Annotated in this window: 16 protein-coding genes; 12 read left to right on the top strand and 4 right to left on the bottom strand. The window is 63.7% G+C overall.

The annotated features are described in order from the left end of the window. The first annotated feature begins 19 nt into the window (after positions 1-19). From ACP146_RS19905 to ACP146_RS19850, 12 genes are all read left to right on the top strand, one after another. Complete coding sequence (locus ACP146_RS19905; protein WP_422368507.1) at positions 20-1,270, top strand: ABC transporter substrate-binding protein; 1,251 nt, start codon at positions 20-22, stop codon at positions 1,268-1,270. A 66-nt stretch (positions 1,271-1,336) separates the two neighbouring features. After that, on the top strand, positions 1,337-2,209 hold the full coding sequence (locus ACP146_RS19900) for a branched-chain amino acid ABC transporter permease (protein ID WP_422368506.1): 873 nt from the start codon (positions 1,337-1,339) through the stop codon (positions 2,207-2,209). Then, on the top strand, positions 2,209-3,171 hold the full coding sequence (locus tag ACP146_RS19895) for a branched-chain amino acid ABC transporter permease (RefSeq protein ID WP_422368505.1): 963 nt from the start codon (positions 2,209-2,211) through the stop codon (positions 3,169-3,171). Before ACP146_RS19900 ends, ACP146_RS19895 begins: the two co-directional genes overlap by 1 nt. Continuing rightward, the gene (locus ACP146_RS19890) at positions 3,171-3,911 is read left to right on the top strand and encodes an ABC transporter ATP-binding protein (RefSeq protein ID WP_422368504.1); all 741 of its coding nucleotides are present in this window, start codon (positions 3,171-3,173) and stop codon (positions 3,909-3,911) included. The genes ACP146_RS19895 and ACP146_RS19890 overlap by 1 nt, the downstream gene beginning before the upstream one ends. Continuing rightward, positions 3,904-4,608, top strand: a complete 705-nt coding sequence (locus ACP146_RS19885; protein WP_422368503.1) for an ABC transporter ATP-binding protein — start codon at positions 3,904-3,906, stop codon at positions 4,606-4,608. Before ACP146_RS19890 ends, ACP146_RS19885 begins: the two co-directional genes overlap by 8 nt. Further along, a complete protein-coding gene (locus ACP146_RS19880; protein WP_422368502.1) occupies positions 4,608-5,888 on the top strand; it encodes a 3-isopropylmalate dehydratase large subunit in 1,281 nt (426 codons plus the stop codon). Before ACP146_RS19885 ends, ACP146_RS19880 begins: the two co-directional genes overlap by 1 nt. After that, complete coding sequence (locus ACP146_RS19875; protein WP_422368501.1) at positions 5,885-6,391, top strand: 3-isopropylmalate dehydratase; 507 nt, start codon at positions 5,885-5,887, stop codon at positions 6,389-6,391. Before ACP146_RS19880 ends, ACP146_RS19875 begins: the two co-directional genes overlap by 4 nt. Continuing rightward, positions 6,388-7,254, top strand: coding sequence for an isocitrate lyase/PEP mutase family protein (locus tag ACP146_RS19870; protein ID WP_422368500.1), 867 nt, complete (start codon positions 6,388-6,390; stop codon positions 7,252-7,254). The genes ACP146_RS19875 and ACP146_RS19870 overlap by 4 nt, the downstream gene beginning before the upstream one ends. Beyond that, positions 7,254-8,990 (top strand): hydantoinase B/oxoprolinase family protein, encoded by a 1,737-nt coding sequence (locus ACP146_RS19865; RefSeq protein ID WP_422368499.1) that lies wholly within the window; start codon positions 7,254-7,256, stop codon positions 8,988-8,990. Before ACP146_RS19870 ends, ACP146_RS19865 begins: the two co-directional genes overlap by 1 nt. Further along, a complete protein-coding gene (locus ACP146_RS19860) occupies positions 8,987-11,041 on the top strand; it encodes a hydantoinase/oxoprolinase family protein (protein WP_422368498.1) in 2,055 nt (684 codons plus the stop codon). Before ACP146_RS19865 ends, ACP146_RS19860 begins: the two co-directional genes overlap by 4 nt. A gap of 2 nt (positions 11,042-11,043) precedes the next feature. Then, the gene (locus ACP146_RS19855; RefSeq protein WP_422368497.1) at positions 11,044-11,658 is read left to right on the top strand and encodes a cysteine hydrolase; all 615 of its coding nucleotides are present in this window, start codon (positions 11,044-11,046) and stop codon (positions 11,656-11,658) included. Positions 11,659-11,664: 6 nt separating this feature from the next. Then, positions 11,665-13,071 carry an FAD-dependent oxidoreductase gene (locus ACP146_RS19850; protein ID WP_422368496.1) on the top strand — a complete coding sequence of 469 codons (1,407 nt, stop codon included), beginning with the start codon at positions 11,665-11,667 and terminating at the stop codon, positions 13,069-13,071. Between the two features lie 15 nt (positions 13,072-13,086). Here the strand turns inward: ACP146_RS19850 and ACP146_RS19845 are convergent, their stop codons facing one another. The 4 genes from ACP146_RS19845 to ACP146_RS19830 form a co-directional block, all read right to left on the bottom strand. After that, entirely contained in the window at positions 13,087-14,361 is a 1,275-nt protein-coding gene (locus ACP146_RS19845; protein WP_422368495.1) for a cation:proton antiporter, read from the bottom strand. A 181-nt stretch (positions 14,362-14,542) separates the two neighbouring features. Then, positions 14,543-16,735 (bottom strand): 1,4-alpha-glucan branching protein GlgB, encoded by a 2,193-nt coding sequence (glgB, locus tag ACP146_RS19840; protein WP_422368494.1) that lies wholly within the window; start codon positions 16,733-16,735, stop codon positions 14,543-14,545. Between the two features lie 6 nt (positions 16,736-16,741). Further along, a complete protein-coding gene (locus ACP146_RS19835; protein WP_422368493.1) occupies positions 16,742-19,156 on the bottom strand; it encodes a glycogen/starch/alpha-glucan phosphorylase in 2,415 nt (804 codons plus the stop codon). A gap of 74 nt (positions 19,157-19,230) precedes the next feature. Further along, the gene (locus ACP146_RS19830) at positions 19,231-20,502 is read right to left on the bottom strand and encodes an ROK family transcriptional regulator (RefSeq protein WP_422368492.1); all 1,272 of its coding nucleotides are present in this window, start codon (positions 20,500-20,502) and stop codon (positions 19,231-19,233) included. Positions 20,503-20,557: the final 55 nt, after the last annotated feature.

Below are 20,557 nucleotides of genomic sequence, written 5' to 3'. Positions count from 1 at the left end.
GGAACAGGGGGATCAACAGATGAAAAAACCAACCCGTTCGGGAAACACAAGGATCTCACGCCGTAGCCTGGTCAAAGGCTCGGCATCGCTCGCGGCCTTGACCGCACTTGGCGGCTTTCCGCAGGTCCTGCGGGCCCAGGGCGCCGCCGTGAAGGTCGGCGTGCTTCACCCGGTGACCGGTGCGATCGCCTTTGCCGGCACGCAGGCGCGCATCGGCGCGGAGATGGCCATTGAGGAGATCAACAAGGCCGGCGGTATCAAGTCGCTGGGTGGCGCGATGATCGAGCCGGTGTTCGGCGATACCCAGGGCAAGCCCGAGATCGCGGCAACGGAAGTCGACCGCATGGCGAATGAAGGCATCGTTGCGCTGATCGGCTCCTTTGCCAGTTCGAATACCCTGGCGACGACCCAGGCTGCTGCCAAGCACGGCATCCCCTGCATTGTCGATGTGGCGGTGTCGGATAAAATCGTCGGGCGCGGTCTCGACAATGTATTCCGTTTCAGCCCCGGCTTCGGCAAGTGTTCGGAAGATGCGCTGAACAATCTGGTGAAGATCAATTCCGCCGCCGGCGGTATCGCCAAGACGGTGACCATCATCCATGAGGACTCGCTGTTCGGCTCCGGTCTGGGCGATCTGCTCAACAAGCGGCTACCGGATTTCGGTTTCGAAGTGATCGAGACTATCGCCCATGCCACGCCGACCCGCGACTTCGGCAATGTGGTGACCAAACTGCGTGCGACGAAGCCGGACCTCATCGTTCCCGCCAACTACTACAATGAATATGTGCTCTTGGCGCGCACCATGTTGCAGCAGAGGGTCGAGGCCAAGGCGGTCTATTCCGTGCTCGGCGGCGCCGCGTCGAATTACCGCTTCGTAAAGGAGCACCCCAAGGCTGCGCAGTACATCATGGACTGCAACCATTGGGCCGATCCGCGCAAGGACGGCACCAAGGCGCTGCGGGCGAAGGTCGAGGCCACCGGCAAGTTCTTCACTTACGAGATACCGATGAACTACGATTGCCTGCATCTCTGTGCCGATGCCTTGGAGCGTGCGGCTTCGGCGGATCGTGCGGCGGTCAAGTCGGCGCTGGCCTCGACGAACTGGAAGGGCATGATCATGCCGTATCAAGCGGTCGAGTTCGATGAAACCGGGCAGAACATCCATGCGCTGCCGGTGAACACCCAGATCATCGGTGACGATATCGAGATTATCTTTCCCGAAGACTTGGCCACCGCCGAGGCAGTCTACCCGATGCCCGCGCGTGGCTGATGCCTGCATGCTGCGGGCCGGCCGAAGGTTCTCTCGGCCAGCCCGTCCTTCCCTGGGATTGATGCCGTGCTAGACCCTATTCTGCTCTGGTCGGGCCTGATCAACGGGCTGCTGCAAGGATCGATCTATGCCCTGGTGGCCCTGGGGCTGACCCTGATCTACGGCGTTCTGCACATCATCAACTTTGCCCACGGCAGTCTTCTGATGCTGGCCATGTACGGCGTCTTTCTGCTGTTCACCAATTTCGGGATCGACCCCTATGCCGCCCTGCCGATCCTGGTGATCGGCATGTTCGCCCTTGGCTACGGCCTGCAGCGGGTATTGATCGGGCGGGCCAGCCACGGGCGCGACGAGAACATCCTGCTGGTGACCCTCGGCATCTCGATCGTGATCGAAAATCTGGCGCTGTTCTTTTTCCAGGGAGACACGCGAACCATCGACGTCCCCTATGCATTCGACTCGATAGAAATCGCCGGTGTCTTCGTTGCCATTCCCCGCCTGATCGCTTTCGGGGCAGCCCTCCTGATCGCTGCTCTCTTGTGGCTGATGATCCAGCGCAGCGACGTCGGCCGGGCGATCCGTGCGGTGGCCAAGGAAAAACAGGGTGCGCGGCTGGTCGGCATCAACGTCGATCACATCTATGCCGTCAGCTACGGCATCGGCATTGCCTGTCTCGGGGCGGCGGCCTGCCTCCTGATGCCCACCTACCTCGTCTACCCGACGGTCGGCCATGCCTTCGTGCTGATCGCCTTTACCGTTGTGGTCCTCGGCGGCATGGGCAGTTTTCCCGGCGCCCTGCTGGGTGGACTCCTGATCGGTCTTTGTGAATCCTTCGGCGGCCTGTTCCTCGGTGAGAGCTTCGGTCAGATCGGTATCTTCCTGGTCTTCATCGCGGTTCTGCTGTTCCGCCCCAGCGGTCTTTTGGGGAGTCGCGTCTGATGCGGACCCTCGCAATCATCGTCCTATTCGGTTTGGTTATGGCGGTGCTGCCGGTCTTCGGCCCGACTGACTTCACCCTGTCGTTCCTAACCCTGATGCTGCTCTTCGCCTACCTCGGTCAGGGTTGGAACATCCTGGGTGGTTACGGGGGACAGTTCTCTTTCGGCAACACGGTGTTTTTCGGCGCTGGCCTTTATGCGACGGTGATCGTGCAGGTGCAGTTCGGCCTTGGCCCCTGGCTCGGCCTGGCGGCGGCGATCCTGGCCGGCGCCCTGGTCGGTCTCTTCATCGGTTGGGTCAGTTTCCGTTATGGCCTGAGAGGGTCCTACTTCGCCCTGGTCACCCTGGCCTTTGCCGAAGTCTTCCGCATCGTCGCCAACTCCGTCGCCATAACCGGCGCCGGTGCGGGGCTGCAGGTGGCGCTCGATCCCGCGCCGGCGAACCTGCAGTTCGTCGGGCGGGAGAGCTTTTACTGGATCATTCTGGCCCTGACCGTCGCCTCGCTTCTGCTGGTCTGGCAGATGGGGCGGTCGCGTTTCGGCGCCTACCTGATTGCCATCCGCGATGACGAGGATGCCGCCCGTGCCCTCGGTGTCGATATCTTCCGCACCAAGTTAAAGGCGATCGTCCTGGTCGGCGCGCTTACCGGCCTTGGTGGGGCCTTCTACGCGCAGATGTTCCTCTACGTCGATCCGCACATCGCTTTCGGTGTCGCCGTCTCCGTGGAGGTTCTCCTGGTCTCCATCGTCGGCGGTATGGGAACCATCTTCGGCCCGCTGTTGGGTGCCGCGGCGCTGCATCTGATCAGCGAGGTTGCGCGCGAGACCATGGGGAACACGCCGGGCCTCAACCTCGCGCTTTACGGTGCGCTGCTGGTGGTCATGGTGACCTTTCTTCCCAAAGGTCTCTTCGGGCTGGCCACGGTCTCCGCCGGGCGGCTGTTCAAGTTCCGGCGGTCGTGATGTTGGAACTGAAGGCGGTCTCAAAGAGCTTCGGCGGGTTGCGGGCAACCGACGACGTCAGCCTCGTGGTGCCCGAGGGTCACATCGTTTCGCTGATCGGTCCCAACGGTGCCGGAAAGACGACACTCTTCGCCATCGCCTCCGGCTTCCTGAAGCCGGATTCCGGATCGATCCGCTTTCTCGGCCAGGACGTCACCGGCCTGCCGCCGCATGAGGTTTGCCGGCTGGGTCTTGTGCGTACCTTCCAGGTCGTGAAGCCCTTCGCCGAACAGAGCGTGCGCGAGAACATCCTGGTCGGCGCCTATCTGCGCTGCGGCAGTCGCAGGGAAGCCGCCGAGAAGGCCGAGGCGGTGGCCGAATTGGTGGGCATGAGCGATCGCCTCGACGCCGCGGCTGCCAGTCTGACGGTCGCCGGACGCAAGCGCCTTGAGCTGGCGAAGGCCCTGGCGACGGCGCCCAAGCTGTTGCTGCTGGACGAGGTCATGGCCGGTCTCAATCCGACGGAGATCGAGGAGATCATCCCGGTCATCCGGCGTATCCGTGAGGCCGGTGTCACCATCATGCTGATCGAACATGTGATGCAGGCGGTCATGAAACTGTCCGAGCACACCTGGGTGCTGAATCAGGGCCGGCTGATCGCCGAGGGAGCGCCCGAGGAAATCGTCCGCAATCCGGATGTCATCGAGGCCTACCTCGGGCATGGCCTGGCGGCGCGCATGGAGAAGCTCGAGGATGCTTGAGATCAGGGCATTGCGGGCCGGCTACGGCGCCCTGGAGGTGCTGCGGGGTATCGACCTGAGCATCTCCAAGGAGGAGATCGTGGCGGTGCTGGGCTCGAACGGCGCCGGCAAGACAACCTTGAACGTGAACATCAGCGGCCTCTATCCCGTGTTCAGTGGTTCGATCGTTTTTGACGGTGTCGAGATCTCCAAGCTGACACCGGAGCAGATCGTCGCTGCGGGTATCATCCATGTTCCTGAAGGACGCCGCGTGTTTCCGAACCTCACGGTGCGGGAGAACCTGGAACTGGGCGCCTACAGGCGGGCGCGGGAGCGCCGGGCGCAGAACCTGGAGCATGTAGTGGCCGTGTTCCCGCGGCTGGCGGAGCGTTTCGATCAAAAGGCGGGTACGCTATCCGGCGGCGAACAGCAGATGCTCGCTATCGGCCGCGGTCTGATGGCCGAACCCCGCCTGCTCATTCTCGATGAACCCTCACTCGGTCTCTCTCCGCTTCTGGTGGAGGAGATGTTCGAACTGATCCGCCGTCTGCACGAGGACGGGCTTTCGGTCCTGCTGGTCGAACAGAATGTCGTTCAGTCACTGGAGATTGCCGACCGCGCCTATGTTCTGGAAAACGGCACGATCGCGATGCAGGGCGCCGCCTCGGCTCTGATGGAAGACGAAGGCCTGCGCCGTTCCTACCTGGGGCTGGCATGATGGCTGACTCGCTGGCCCAGAAGATCATTGCCCGGGCGGCCGGGCGCAGCTCGGTCATGCCGGGCGAGGTGGTCACCGCCGCGGTGGATCTGGCGATGATCCACGATTCCGGCGGTCCGCGCCGGGTCGAACCGATCCTTCGGGATCTCGGAGTCGGCCTCTTCGATCCCTCGAAGGTGGTTCTGATTTCCGATCATTTCGTTCCCGGCGATACACCCGAAAGCGCCGATATTCTCGAATTCACCCGCAACTGGGCAGGCCAGCATCGGGTAACCTTCCACGACGGTCAGGGAATCTGCCATGTGGTGCTGCCCGAACGCGGTCATCTGAGGCCCGGAATGTTCGTGGTGGGCGGCGACAGCCACTCGCCGACCGGTGGCGCCTTTGGCACCTATATGTTCGGCATCGGTGCGACGGAGATGGCGGGCGTGCTGGCGACCGGCGAAATCTGGTTGAAGGTACCGCAAACGATTCTGATCGAGTGGCGCAACCGCCTCTCCGAGGGCGTCACCGCCAAGGATATGATGTTGGCTCTTTGCGCCCGGATCGGCATGGGCGGCGGCCGGTACCAGGCCATTGAGTTCGCCGGTTCGACGATATCGTCCCTCTCGATGCAGGAACGGATGACGCTTTCCAACATGGCGGCGGAACTCGGCGCCCAGGCCGGCCTGATCGCGCCGGACGAAACGACCGTCGCCTACCTCCGGAAAGCCGGCGCCGATGTCGATACCTGGCAGGACTTGAAGACCGACATCGGGGCGCCGTTGCTCGATCACCTCCTTTTCGATGGCGCGGCCCTGGAACCGCAGGTGGCGGCCCCCCATTCGCCGGCCAACGCCACGGCCATCGGCGATGCGCCGCAAACATCCATCGACGTGGCTTACATTGGTGCCTGCACCGGCGCGAAGTACGAAGACCTGAAGGGTGCGGCGGGCATTCTTCGGGGCCGTGGCGTTGCCGCCGGCGTTGAACTCCTGATCGCACCGGCCTCAAAGCGCGACCAGGAGCGGGCGACGGACGAGGGAATCATGAAGGTTTTCGAGGATGCCGGGGCCCGCATTCTGGCCAATGCCTGCGGTATCTGTGCCGGCTACGGCGCCGACCGCCTGGGCGCCGGGGTGACCTGTATCTCTTCGACCGCACGGAACTTCAAGGGCCGCATGGGCGCGCCGTCGTCGCGGGTCTGGCTCGGTTCGCCGCTGACGGTCGCGGCCTCGGCAGTCGCCGGGCGCATCGCCGACCCCCGTAATTTCCTGACCTTGGAGATCAGCGCGATATGAGCGGCAGGGCGTTCCTTTTTGGCGATGATGTCGATACCGATCAATTGGCGCCGGGCGCCTTTATGAGCGGCGGTATCGAGGCTCTGGCGGCTCATTGCCTGGAAGGGCTGCGGCCGGGCTTTGCCGAACAGGTCAAAGCCGGTGATGTCCTGGTGGCGGGCTGGAACTTCGGCATGGGTTCATCCCGCGAGCAGGCGGCCGAGGCGCTGAAACATCTCGGCCTCGCCGGCGTTGTCGCCTTGTCATTTGCAGGTATCTTTTATCGCAATGCCATCAACCTTGGTCTTCCCGTTTTGGTCGCTGATGATCTGGCGGATGTTGCTGACGGTGATGCCGTGGAACTGGATGTCGAGGCGGGCCAGCTCCGGCTAACGCAGAAAGACAAAGCCCTGCCTTTGGAACCGCTGCCGGATAACCTCAAGCAGCTTCTGGCCGATGGCGGTTTGGTACCGCACTTGAAGAAACGCTTCGCTGCAGCGCGTCGGGAAGGGACCGCCTCATGAGCCTGAAGAAGAGACTGGCCGAAGACCGGATCCTGCTCGCGCCGGGGGTCTACGACGCCTTGACCGGACTGCTGGCCGAACAGGCCGGCGCCGAGGCGGTCTATCTGTCCGGCGCATCGATTGCCTATACCCGTTTTGGGCGCCCCGATCTTGGGCTCGTTTCAATGACCGAGGTTGCGGATACCATAGCGGTGCTGCGGGACCGCGTCGCCGTGCCCATCGTTGCCGATGCCGATAACGGCTTCGGCAACGCTCTCAACGTCCAGCGGACCGTTCGGATGTTTGAGCGCATGGGCGCAAATGCACTGCAACTGGAGGACCAGACGCTACCGAAGCGCTGCGGGCATCTCGACGGCAAGACACTGGTCAGCCCGGCGGAGATGGTCGGAAAGGTCCGGGCGGCCTGCGATGCGCGGGGTTCGGATGAGACTCTGATCATCGGACGTACCGATGCCATTGCGGTGGAAGGCCTCGAAGCAGCGCTCGACCGCGGGGAGGCTTACCTGGAGGCCGGTGTTGATATGCTGTTCGTTGAAGCGCCGCAGTCGCTGGCGGAGATCGAAACGATTGTGCAGCGCTTCGCGGGGCGGGCTCCCCTGATGGCCAATATGATTGAAGGCGGCAGGACGCCGGCTGTCGACGCTGCGGGTCTCGAGGGGCTTGGTTTCCGCTTCGTTATCTTCCCCGGCGGCGTGGTCCGCGCCCTGGCGGCGACGGCGCGGGACTATTACGGCAACCTGGTTGCCGCCGGTTCGAACGAGGCTTTTCGGGATCGGATGTTCGATTTCGATGGCTTGAACCGGGTCATCGGTACAGCCGATATGCTCGCCAGGGGCAGGCGCTACGACGAAGGGGCCGGCTGATGGCCGTCGATGCCGTCACCCTGGCCATTATGAAGGGCCGTCTGGAACAGATTGCCGACGAGATGGACGCGACGCTGTTCCGCTCGGCCTTCAACCCCATTATCGCCGAGGCCCACGACGCTTCCCACGGCATCTACGACGCGGTGACGGGAGATACCCTGGTGCAGGGCAAGTCCGGTCTGCCGGTCTTCGTCGGTGTCATGGCTTTCGCGGTGAAGGCGGTGATCGACAAGGCGGCTGAGCGCGACGGGGTTCACGAGGGGGACGTCTGGATTTTCAACGATCCCTATGACGGCGGCACCCATCTCTCCGATTTCAGGCTGGTGAAACCGGTCTTCCGCGACGGCAAGCTGTTCTGCTATCTGGCCTCTGTCGGGCACTGGCACGACGTCGGCGGCAACGTGCCGGGCAACTACAACCCGGCGGCTACCGAGTGTTTCCAGGAGGGTATGCTGATCCCACCGGTAAAGCTTTTCGACCGCGGTCAGTTCCGCCAGGACATCGTTGACATTCTATCGGCCAACTCCCGCCTTCCGAATTCGCTTTACGGCGACCTCAATGGGCAACTGAATGCCCTGGAGTTGGGCGAGAAGCGCATGGCCTCGCTGCTTGACGACTACGGCGACGGTGTTGTCGCGGATTGTCTGGCCGAGTTGAAACGGCGGGCGGCGCAGATGATGCGCTCGCAGATCGCGGGGCTGCCCTCCGGGACCGTGTCGGCTGAGGACTACCTCGACAACGACGGTATCGTCGACGCGCCGCTGAAGATTGCCCTGGATCTCACCATCGACGGCGACCGCATGGTGATGGATTTCTCGCGCTCCTCGCCGGCTTGCGCCGGGCCGGTCAACATCTCCCGCTCCACCACCATCGCCGCCTGCTATGTGGCGTTGAAGCACATCTTCGGTGACGTGCCCGCCAATGCCGGGGTGCTGGAGCCCGTGGAGTTCCGCATCGACGAGGCTTCGCTGTTGGCGGTGAAGGCACCCAAACCGGTCGGCGGCTATACCGAAACCATCTTGCGGCTGATCGACGTGGTTTTTCAGGCCGTCGCGCAGATCGCGCCGGCGGCGGCCATGGCCCCGGCCTATGGCACCATCAATGCGCTCTCTCTTGCCGGGCATCGCGGCGACGGGCGGCGCTGGGTCATGTTCTCCTTCTTCGGCGGCGGCCATGGCGCCCATGCATCCGGCGATGGCCTCAACCACGGCAACGCCCCGATTTCGACGGCGACCATCCCGCCGCTAGAAATTCTTGAGGCGGCTTATCCCGTACGCTTCACCGAATGGGCCCTGCGCCCGGATTCCGGCGGGCCCGGCGAATACCGCGGCGGCCTCGGCGCCGTCTACGAGATTGCGCTGCTTGAGGAGCAGGCCGATGTCTTCCTCTTCGGCGAGCGCGGAAAGTACCCGCCGCCCGGCATCGTCGGGGGCGGTGCGGCGGCCCCCAACCGGTTCCACTTTGAACAGCGCGACGGCCTGCACGAGCCGCCGATGCTGTCGAAGATGGTCGGCATCCAAATCGACAAGGGCCAAAAGCTGCGCCTCGAAACCCCGGGCGGTGGCGGATATGGCGACCCCTTGTCCCGTACGGCCGAAAGCGTGCTGTGTGATTGCCGATTGGGATATGTGAGCCGGCAGCAGGCCGAGACTGCCTTTGGTGTCGTCATTGCCGAGGACGGCAGCCTGGATGAGACAGCGACCGCCAGCCTGCGCAGGCGGGAGGCGGCGCAATGACCGGCCCGGCCTATGTGATCGGTGTCGACGTCGGCGGTACCTTTACCGACGTCTTTATCCTCGACGAGGCGAGCGGCAGGGTGGAGACCGCAAAGGTGCCCTCGACGCGCGGCGATCAATCGCGCGGTTTCGTCGAGGGAATCGGCCGCCAGGTCGAAGACTTCGGGCGGATCAAGACCGTGGTGCACGGTACCACGGTCGGTACCAACGCGCTGCTGGAGCGCAAGGGCGCGCGCACCGGGATCATCACTACCGAGGGGTTCCGCGATGTGCTGGAGATGCGCCGCCGCGACCGGCCGACGACCTGGGGGCTGAAAGGCAGCTTCGCGCCGGTTGTCGCGCGGACCGACCGGGTCGAGGTGGCCGAGCGGATTTTGGCCGACGGATCGGTGCTGCAGCCGGTCGCGGAGAAGGACGTACGCGACAGGGCGGTTGCCCTGGCGGAGAGCGGCTGCGAGGCGGTCTGCGTCTTCTTCATCAACGGCTATGCCAACAATCAGAACGAGATGAGCGCGGTGGAGGCGGTCCGCTCGGTCTGGCCGAATGCCTATGTGACGGCGGCCACGGAAATCCTGCCGGAGATCCGCGAGTTCGAACGGCTGTCGACGGCGACCCTGAACGCCTATCTACAGCCCGTCGTTTCCTCCTATCTCGACCGGCTCGAAACCGGACTGCAGGGCAAAGGCTTTCAAGGTGACATCCTGATCGTGCAGTCGAACGGCGGGGTCATGTCGGTGGACACCGCCAAACGCTATCCGGTGCGCACGGCGCTGTCGGGGCCCGCGGCCGGGGTTATCGCCGCTACCGCCATTGCCAAAGCCGCCGGTTTCGACAACATCATCACCTGCGACATGGGCGGCACCTCCTTCGACGTCTCCCTGGTTGCCGGTGGAGAGGCGGCGCTTGCCGCGCAGACCGCCATCGACTTCGGCATGGTGGTGCGCACGCCGATGATCGAGATCACCACCATCGGCGCCGGCGGCGGTTCCATCGCCTCGGTTGACAAAAGCGGCCTGCTGCAGGTCGGGCCGGAGTCCGCCGGCTCCGACCCCGGCCCGGTCTGCTATGGGCTTGGCAGCGAACGGCCGACGGTAACCGATGCCAACCTGGTACTGGGCCGCATCAATCCGGACCGCCCGATCGGCGGCAAGCTCGACCGGCTTGACGTTGAGGCCGCGCGGCAGGCGATTGAAAAGCACATCGCGAGGCCGTTGAACCTGACCGTCGAGGAGGCGGCGGAGGCGGTGCTGCGTCTCGCCAACGCCAAGATGGCCGGTGCGATTCGCCTTGTCTCCATCGAGAAAGGTCACGATCCGGCCACCTTTGCCGCCATGCCTTTCGGCGGCGGCGGGGCGCTTCACACCGGCGCGCTGATCAAGGAAGTCGGCCTCGGTTCGGCCCTCGTGCCGCGTTTCCCCGGCGTCACCTCGGCGCTCGGCTGCGTCGTTGCCGACATGCGCCATGACCGGGTGCAGACGGTGAACCGCCTGCTCGACGAGGTCGATGCTCCCGCGCTTGGCCGGGAGATGACTGCGGTCGCCGATCAGACGGAGGCCCTGCTTGCCGGCGCCGGCGTCGACTTTGCCGGCGTGGACCGTGTTTTCGAACTGGACATGCTCTATCTCGGGCAAACCCACACCGTCAGTGTCGCCATCGAGATTCCTGCCGGCGGTTTGACGGCGGACGTGATCCGTGCGGCTTTCGAAGAAGCCTACAGAGAGGCCTATGGGCGTTTGTTGGAGGGCATCGCGATGCGGATCATGAACTATCGCATCGCGGTGGTGGGGCGGCGACCCAGGCTCGATATGGCGGTCTTCGCGCCATCGGGCGGTAGGGCGGCTGAGGCCTGCCGGACAGGAACCCGAAAGATTTATGCGGAGGGCCGGTATCATGAAGCCGGCGTCTTCGAACGTCTCGATCTTGGCGTCGGCGCCGTGCTGGCGGGGCCGGCTCTGCTCGAGCAGCCGGATACGACCATTTTCGTCGATCCCGGCTTGCAGGCCGAGGTGGATGCCTTCGGCAATCTCGTGATTACGGCATCGGGAAACTAATCGTGGATATCGGTATAATCGACCCTGCGAAAACAGCGCTTCTGATCGTCGATCTGCAGAACGACTTCCTGCATGCCGAAGGCGCCTATGCCCGGGGCGGTCAGAAAAGCGCTGACATCGCCGCTCTGCCGGCCCGTGTTTTACCGCTTGCCGAGGCTCTGCGCGGCAAGGGCGGCTGGGTTGTCTCGGCGCAGTTCACCCTGGTGCCCGGCAAGGCGGGCGAACCTTTCATCTCCCCGCATCTGAAGAAGCTGCGGCCCTTTCTCGGCAAAGGCGATTTCGCGCCGGGTAGTTGGGGGCACAGTCTGGTCGATGAACTGCAGCCGGCCGACATCACGGTGGAGAAGGTGGCCTATTCGGCCTTTTACATGACCCGTATGGAGTGGGTCCTGGAAAAGGCGGGCATCGAGACGCTTCTGATTTGCGGCATCGTGACCAACGGCGGCGTCGCCTCGACCGTGCGCGATGCGCATCTGCGCGATCTCCAGACGATTGTGCTCTCGGATGGTTGCGCGGCTTTCTCGCCGGCGGTTCATGAACGGGCGATCGGCGATCTCTCCACCGTTGCCGCGACGATGACTTGTGCCGAGGCAACGGCGCTGATATCGGGGCTTTGAGCGACCGTGACCGCTGAGGTAGTCCGCCGGACTGGAGTTCCGACTGATGCGGTTGCCGATGTTGTCGTTGTCGGGGCGGGTGCCTGCGGCCTGGTCGCCGCCTTGCGTGCCAAGGCCGCGGGTGCGGAGGTCATCGTGCTGGAGCGCGATGCCTCACCCTCCGGTTCGACCGCCATGTCCTCGGGTTTCGTTCCGGCGCCGGCGACCCGTTTCCAACGTGCAACCGGTATCGATGACGACAGCCCGCAACGCCTCCAGGACGACATCCTGGCGAAGTCGGAGGGAAAGTCGGACCCGGACCTCACACGGCTTGCCTGCAAAACCATCGGTCCGGCGATGGAGTGGTTGAGCGATGCCTTTGGAATCGATTGGGTCGTGCTCGACGATTTTCTCTATCCCGGCCATTCCCGCCATCGCATGCACGCCGTGCCGGAAAAGACCGGCGAAGCGCTGCTCGCCCGTTTGCTCGGAGCGGCGGAAGCGGCGGAGGTGCCGATCGTTACTTCAGCTTGCGTTACCCGGCTTTTCGAAGGTGAGGGCCGCCGCATCGAGGCGGTGGAGGTCGAACGGCCCGGTGGCGCGCATGAGGTTATCGGCTGTGGCGCCTTGGTGCTCGCCTGCAACGGCTACGGCGGCAATCCGGATCTCGTGCGCCGATACATTCCCGAGATCGCCGGCGGACCTTACTTCGGTCATGCCGGCAACCGGGGCGACGCCGTGCTTTGGGGCGAGGCACTGGGCGCCCGCTTGGAGCATCTGTCGGGGTATCAGGGGCACGGCTCGCTCGCCCATCCTCAGGGTATCCTCATTTCCTGGGCGCTGATGATGGAAGGAGGCATCCAGGTCAATACCGAGGGACAGCGCTTTTCCAACGAGAACGGTGGCTACTCGGAACAGGCGGTTGAGATTCTGGCCCAGCCCGGCGCTGTCGCCTGGAACCTCTACGACCGGCGTATCCACGACTTTGCACTCTCCTTCCCGGATTACAGGCAAGCGATGGAGGTCGGGGCGATCCGCGAGGCGGTCGATGTCGCTGCGCTTGCCGCCGTAACCGGCTTGCCGGAAGGCGCGCTTGGCAAGACGTTAAGGGAGGTTGCCGACCTGCAGGCGGGCCGTGCTGTCGACCGCTTCGGACGGGACTTCACGACCAAGCCCGCGTTGCAGCAGCCGTTCCATGCGGTGAAGGTCACCGGCGCGCTGTTTCATACCCAGGGCGGCCTGATGATCGATGATCAGGCAAGAGTCGTCGACGACGCGGGCAAGTCTTTTCCCAATCTCTTTGCCGGCGGCGGCGCAGCCTGCGGCGTTTCCGGCCCTTCGGTCTCGGGATACCTGTCAGGCAACGGGCTGCTGACGGCCATCGCCTTCGGCTTCATCGCCGGGACTTCTGCAGGCGTCAGCGCAAGGCCTTAACGCTTCCCCGGATTGCTATGTTCGCTTGCCGGTGGCGATGCCTGCCCGTGTGGGCATTTCGCTGACGGGCTTGGCCTCCGCACTGGCATCTGTCTTCTGCATGGCGGTGGCATAGCGCTGCGCGCCGGGGGCGGCGGTCAGCCCGTGCAGGACGATACTGGCAATCACAGTTGTGACGGTCACGGTCAGAATCGTGCCCTGGGCTGCGGGCGCTGCTTCTTCCAGGACGAGGAGAGCGAAGAGGAATGAAGCCAGGCCGCGCGGTCCGAACCATCCGAGGAACAGCACGGTCGAAGCTTTCACGCCGCTGCCGAACAACGAAACGGTCACTGGCAGCATCCGGATCACGGTCAAGCTGAGGATGGCATAGAAGGCTGTCCACCAGTTCATGGCAGCGAAGGCATCAGGCAGGATGGCTGCGCCAAAAACCATGAAGGTCAACAAGGTTAGAAGCTGGCCTTCGGATTCGGCAAACTCGAACAGGAAGCCGCAGCGCCCGCGGACCTGATTGCCGAAAACAATCCCCGCGGTAAAGGCGGCGATGAAACCGTTGCCTTCGATCAGTTCGGCGCCGGCAAAGGCGAGCAGGGCGACGCCGAGGATCGCAGGACCTTCGAAGACTTCGCTCATCCATCCCGACGAGACAGCACGATCAATCATCCAGGCACCGAGGCCACCGACGATCAAACCCGCCAGGGGGCCGAGCAAGATCTGCTTGGCGCCGAACAGGACCCAGTTCTGCTCGTTGCCGCCGGCGTGAAATTCAATCGCCAGACAGGCGAACAGCAATACCAACGGCAGGGCTATGCCATCATTGAGACCGCTTTCGATGTTAAGCGCCTGGCGGATCCGGACGGGAACCCGCGCATTTGAAACGACTGCCTGGCCGAGTGCCGCATCCGTCGGCGCCAGAATCGCCGCCAGCAAAGCGGCTTCCCAAAATGCAAGGCCGAGGGGCAGCATTAGAGCGACGACAGTGCCCAGGACGATGGTCAGCGGCATGCCGGTCAGCAGCAGGCGCAGTGGCAGGTCGTGGTCCCGCCGCACTTGCCGTAGATCGATCCGTGTTGCGTCGGTGAACAGAACCAAAATCAGCGTGAGTTCCGCCAGGCCGTGGATGAAGCCGTGGCCGAAGTGGAGGTCGACCAGGTTGAGGCCGCCGGTCCCGATCAGCAGGCCGAAACCGGCAAAGACCATCGGCCCGGTGATGATGGAAGCCTGTAGGCGTCGTGATACCAGACTGAACAGGATGACGCCGGCGGCGATCACTGCAAATCCAAATGTGTCCATCCCTGTCCCTTTCGCTTGCCGCTACCCGGGTTCAGGCCACAGAAACCTTTCTCTGCGGCCGGGCCGGGTGACCGGAAAAGCCCGTTGGCACCTACGATGACATCCTGGGTGCAAGGGTTACAGAGCCGTTCTTCACCAAAACGGCGTTCTTGCGTTCACTTCGGGCCTTGAAACCCCTGTCTCAGCGTTCCAGCTCGAAGATCAAGGTCGAGAGGGGGGGCAGGGTGATCTCGATGGAATTCGGCCTGTCGTTCGCAGTCACGGACTGACTTTCGACGCCGCCCAGGTTGCCGCGGCCCTGGCCGCCATAGACTGTGGCATCGGTATTGATGCGTTCGATCCAGCGCCCGGCGGCGGGCACGCCGAGGCGCCGGGCGCTGCGCTCGACCGGTGTGAAGTTGCAGACAACGATTGCCGGCGTTGTGTCGCCCCGGCCACGGCGTACCCAGGCATAGAGGGATTCCTCGGCGGCATTGGCCTCGATCCATTCGAAGCCTTCGCCCTCGCAGTCCAACTGATGCAGCGCCGGGGTCGCGCGGTAGACGGCATTGAGATCGCGGATCAGCCTTTGAACTTCGCCGTGGCGCGGCTCCGACAGCAGGTGCCAGTCAAGGGACCGGTTGTGGTCCCACTCGCCGGGCTGGGCGAAGTCCTGGCCCATGAACAGCAGCTTCTTGCCGGGATGGCCCCACATGAAGCCGTAATAGGCGCGCAGGTTGGCAAAGCGCTGTTCTTCGTCGCCGGGCATCTTGGTCAGCAGGGAGCCCTTGCCGTGCACCACCTCGTCATGGCTGAGCGGCAGCACGAAGTTTTCCGAGAAGGCGTAGTGCAGGCCGAAGGTCATCTGATCGTGGTGATGGCGGCGGTGAACCGGATCGCGCTTCATGTAGTCCAGCGTGTCGTTCATCCAGCCCATGTTCCACTTGTAACCGAAGCCCAGGCCGCCGGCGTCGCTGGGCCGGGAGACACCGGGAAATGATGTGGACTCTTCTGCCAGGGTCATCACCCCCGGGCACTCCCCGTAGACCACCTCGTTCATGCGCTTCAGAAAGGCGATAGCCTCCAGGTTCTCACGGCCGCCTTCCACGTTCGGCACCCACTCGCCCGCTTTGCGGGAATAGTCGCGGTAGAGCATGGAGGCGACGGCATCGACGCGCAGGCCGTCCAGGTGGTGTTCCTGCAGCCAGTAGAGCGCATTGGCGACGAGATAGTTCTGCACTTCCCGTCTGCCATAGTTGTAGATCAGGGTGTTCCAGTCCTGATGAAAGCCTTCGCGCGGGTCGGCGTATTCATAGAGCGCCGTGCCGTCGAAGCGGCCGAGACCGTGGGTGTCGGTGGGAAAGTGGCCGGGCACCCAGTCCAGGATCAGGCCGAGACCGGCGCCGTGGCAGGCCTCGACGAAGTCGCGGAACTCGTCCGGCGTGCCGTGGCGGATCGTCGGCGCATAGAGGCCGATGGGTTGATAGCCCCAGGACCCGTCAAAGGGATACTCGGTGATCGGCAACATCTCGATATGGGTGAATCCCATGTCGCTGACATAGGACACCAGGTCCTCGGCCAATTCGTGATAGCTGAGCAGGCGGCCGCCATCGGTCCGCTTCCAGGAGCCGAGATGAACTTCGTAGATCGAGATCGGCTGGTCGCGGCGGCCGGCGGCCCCGCGCCGCGCCAGCCAGTCCTGGTCGCGCCAGCCCCGGCCACGCAGATCGCGCACCACTGAGGCCGTCGCCGGCGGATGTTCCGCCCCAAAGCCCAGGGGGTCGGCTTTCTGTGGCAGCAGAGCGCCGCTGCCGTCCTTGATTTCATACTTATAGGCTGCGCCCTCGTGGACATCCGGCAGGAAGGTTTCCCAGACGCCGGTGGCGCCGCGCTTGCGCAGGGGATGGCGCCGCCCGTCCCAGTGATTGAACGCGCCGACGACGGAGACGCGTCGCGCATTGGGCGCCCAGACAGCAAAGTGAACGCCGGCGACGCCCTCGTGCTCCATCGGATGCGCACCCAACACCTGCCAGAGGTTCAGATGCGAGCCTTCGCTGAGGAAATGTTCGTCCATCTCGCCGATCACCGGGCCGAAACGGAAGGGGTCTTCCTCTTCCCATTCATTGCCCGCGGCAGCAAAGCGCAGACGATAGGCGCCGGGATCGCTTTCCAGCGCGGTGGCGAAAAGACCGTCAGTTCCGACCGGCTGGAGCCCGACCGGTTTGCGGCCCTTCTGCCCGGGCAGCAAGGAGGCTGTCTCCGCGCCCGGACGGAAAACCCGCAGAACCCAGCGCTTCTCGCCCCCCGGGTGCAGGCCAAGGTATGAAAAAGCGTCCCCGTGATCGCCGGCGGCGAGGGCGGCATTCTGGGCCGGGTCGGTGAGGGGCCTTGCCATGATCGCTCAGAAAGCGGGCTCGGCGTTCCAGATATCGCGGGCATAGCCGCGAATGGTCCGGTCGGACGAGAACCAGCCCATCTGTGCCGTGTTGATGACCGCGCTGCGCAGCCAGGCGTCACGATCGTGCCAGGCCGCGTCGACCTTCGTCTGAACATCCCAGTAGCTGGCGAAGTCCGCCGCCACCATGAACCAATCGTGGTGGCGCAGATTGGCGATAAGGTCGGCATAGCGGTTCGGGTCATCGGGGGAGAAGACGCCGGAGGCGATCTGGTCGAGCACTTCGCTCAAGCGCGGATCGGCGGCAATGTGGCTGGCCGGGTCGTAGCCGTTTGCCCTTGTGGCGGAAACCTCTTCCGCCGTCAGGCCGAAGATATAGATGTTATCCCCGCCGACGGCATCGCCGATCTCGACATTGGCGCCGTCCAGGGTGCCGACGGTAAGGGCACCGTTCATCGAGAGTTTCATGTTGCCGGTACCGGAGGCTTCCATGCCGGCGGTGGAAATCTGTTCGGAAAGGTCGGCAGCGGGAATCAGCAGTTCGGCCATGGAGACGTTGTAGTTCGGCGGATAGACGATCTGCAAAAGGCCGTCCATGGCGGGATCGGCATTGATGGTCTTGCCGATGTCATTGATCAGTTTGATCACCTGCTTGGCCATGGCATAGCCGGGCGCCGCCTTGCCGCCGAAGATCTTCACCCGCGGCGCCCAGGCGTCCTCCGGGTTCCGGCGGATGGCGTTCCACAGGGCCGCCGCCTGCAGGATGTTCAGGAGCTGGCGTTTGTATTCGTGGATCCGTTTGATTTGGATGTCGAACATCGCCGTCGGGTCGACCGTCACATCGAGACTGCGCTTCAGATAGGCCGCGAGGTGGCGTTTGTTGGCGTCCTTGGCTTCTGCAAAGCGGGCGCGAAAGGCCGGGTCATCGGCCTGTGGTGCGAGCTTCTGCAAAGCATCCAGATCGGTGACCCAGGATTCACCGATACTGTCGTTCAGCAGCTGGCGCAGAGCGGGGTTGCAGTTGTGGAGCCAACGCCGCGGCGTTACCCCGTTGGTCTGATTGACCACGCGCTCGGGGTGGAGTTCGTGAAGGTCCTTGAAGACCGTCTGCTTCATCAGTTCGGTATGCAGGGCCGAGACGCCGTTCACCCGGCGCGCGCCGATGAAGGCGAGATCACCCATGCGCACTTCGCCGTTGTCGAGAATTTTCACCGTTTCCGGCCGCTTCGTCGTCTTGGCGTGATGGGCATCGATGCGTTCGATCAGTTCCATATGGCGCGGCAGGACGCGTCCCATCAAATCGCTCGGCCAGCGTTCCAGCGCTTCCGGCATCAGGGTGTGGTTGGTGTAGTGCAGGCAGCCGCGGGCGATCTCGAAAGCGGTTTCGAAGTCCTGGCCATGATGGTCGACCAGCAGGCGCAGCAGCTCCGGACAGGCAATGGCTGGATGGGTGTCGTTCAACTGTATGGCAATCGCCTGGGGTAGCTTGGCGATGTCGCCTTGGTGCGCCAGAAACCGTCTGAGGATGTCGGCGAGGGAAGCGGCGGTGAAGAAGTACTCCTGCTTCAGCCGCAGTTCCTTGCCTTGCGCCGTGGTGTCGTCGGGATAGAGCACCCGGCTGATGGTTTCGGCCAGGACCGAGGGTGCGGCCGCCGCCATGTAGTCACCCCTGTTGAAGGGCTCCAGATCGAACTCGCGCTCCGGCTTTGCAGACCAGAGGCGCAGGGTGTTGGACCAGCGGCCGCGCCAGCCCGGCACCGGCGTGTCGTAGCCAACGGCCAGGACGGTTTCCGCCGGAGTCCAGCTTGTCCGCGCGCCCTCGTTCGAGACCGTCCCGCCGAAACCGATAGGGTAGCTGGATTCCGGGCGCTCGAATTCCCAGGGATGCACCTGGCGCAGCCAGTCTTCGGCTTCCTCCGCCTGCCAGCCGTCCTCGAAGGACTGGCGGAACAGGCCGTGGTTGTAGCGGATGCCGTAGCCGTAGGCTGCCAAACCCACGGTGGACATCGAGTCCATAAAACAGGCTGCGAGCCGCCCCAGGCCGCCGTTGCCCAAAGCGGCGTCCGGTTCATCGGTGAGCATCGCGCCATAGTCGACGTCGAAAGCACTGACAATGTCGCGCAGCATCTCGTCGAGGCCGAGATTCAGGATCGCGTCTTCGAGCAACCGCCCGATGAGGAACTCCATGGAGAGGTAGTAGACCCTCTTGTGTCCTTCTGAGTAGACCCGCTGGGTGGTTTCAAACCAGGGCGCGATTACCAGATCGCGAATGGCACGCGAAACGGCAAGGCGCCAGTCCGTCAATGTGGCCGCCGCAGGGTCTTTGCCGATGGAGTAGCGCAGATGGTACTCGATCGATCGGCGCAAGGCTGCCGCATCGGTTTCCGGAGAAAAGTCCTGGGTCTTCAGTTCACTCAACATTCAACCCTCTTGGGGGGAGCATATGCCGCATCCCGTCAGGGATGAGGCAGAGTTTCTTTCGCGATCACTGGCGGTCAAGCTGCGGCGACCGCTTTCTTCACCAGCAGTTCCTGGTCGGGCGAGAACTGGCGGATCAACGGCAGAATCGCCGCGCCGGAAACGCGGGCCTTCGGGCCGATGCTTCCATGGCGCAGCACCATGGGGCTTGTGCCCGTCATGTCAATCTTTAGAAGCGCGGCGCGTACATCCTGAACGAAAGCCTCGACGTCAGCAGGGTGGAGCATGGCGTCGATGACGACGCCTTCGAAATCGATCACGCTGAGGGCGGCGGCGATGGCCTGGGCGACCGGTCCGGCGGCGGACTGCCGCCAGGCGTCGAAGTGTTTCCTGGCGCGGGGGTCCTGCACCAGGTCGGCAATTGTCGCCGGCTCCTGAATGCCGGCTTCCCGGATCGTATTCTCCAATTGGAAAAGAGAGCTCTGACGGATCAACTGCTGCTGTTCGCCGCCCGGTGTCGCCACCGGCATGGAGCCGACGGCGCCGGCGTTGCTCTGCGATCCCTCGAACAACTGTCCGTTGATGACCACGCCGCCGCCGATGAAAGTGCCAACGTAGAGGTAGAGCGCGTTGGAGAATGTCAGAGCCCCGCCCAGCACCATCTCTGCGGCACAGGCGGCGGTGGCGTCGTTGTGGATCTCTACCGGCAGCCCGGTCTCCCGGGCAATGAACTCGACGATGTCGACCTTGTCCCAATCGACCAGTTCGCTGGGGTCGAGACCCATCACATCGGTCCAGCCTGAAAGCTGGCCCGGCATGGCGACGCCCACACCGATGATGCGCTCGCGCAGGGCAGACTCGACACCACCCAACAGGTCTGCCAGTTCGCGCCGCAGCAGGGCGGCCACGTCGCGCTGCCTTGGGGCGGCATAGGGAAACTGTTTGTATGCGATGGATTCGCCGTGAAAGTTCACCAACATCAACTCGAGGCTGCGGCGGCCGATTTTCACACCGACGGAAAGCACGCCGTTGGCGTTCAGCGCGATCGGCGTGTGCGGCTGTCCGACCTTGCCGCGCACCTTCTTTTCCTTGCGGACGAGTTTCTCTTTCAGCAGGGCGTTGACGATCACCGAGACGGCCTGGGCCGAAAGCCCGGTCAGGCGGGCGATTTCAGCCTTCGGCAGCGCGCCGGTCTGGCGGATGAGGTTCAGGATCATCCGCTTGTTGTAGGCCCGCAGGCCCAGTTGATCCCCGCCACGGATCTGATTGTCACCTTGCATGGTCGCCAGTGCCGTTGTTGCCTGCCTTGACTGCAGCAGCCTGGGCGGCTTGTCTGCGGGGCCCAGCATGCTGTTTTCTCTCATTTCAAGCAAATAATTCTTGGTGATTTATTATTTCGCGGCA

The organism is Pelagibius sp., from assembly GCF_965249265.1.
GTDB lineage: Bacteria > Pseudomonadota > Alphaproteobacteria > Kiloniellales > Kiloniellaceae > Pelagibius.
This window is presented reverse-complemented; position numbering and strand designations above follow the sequence as displayed.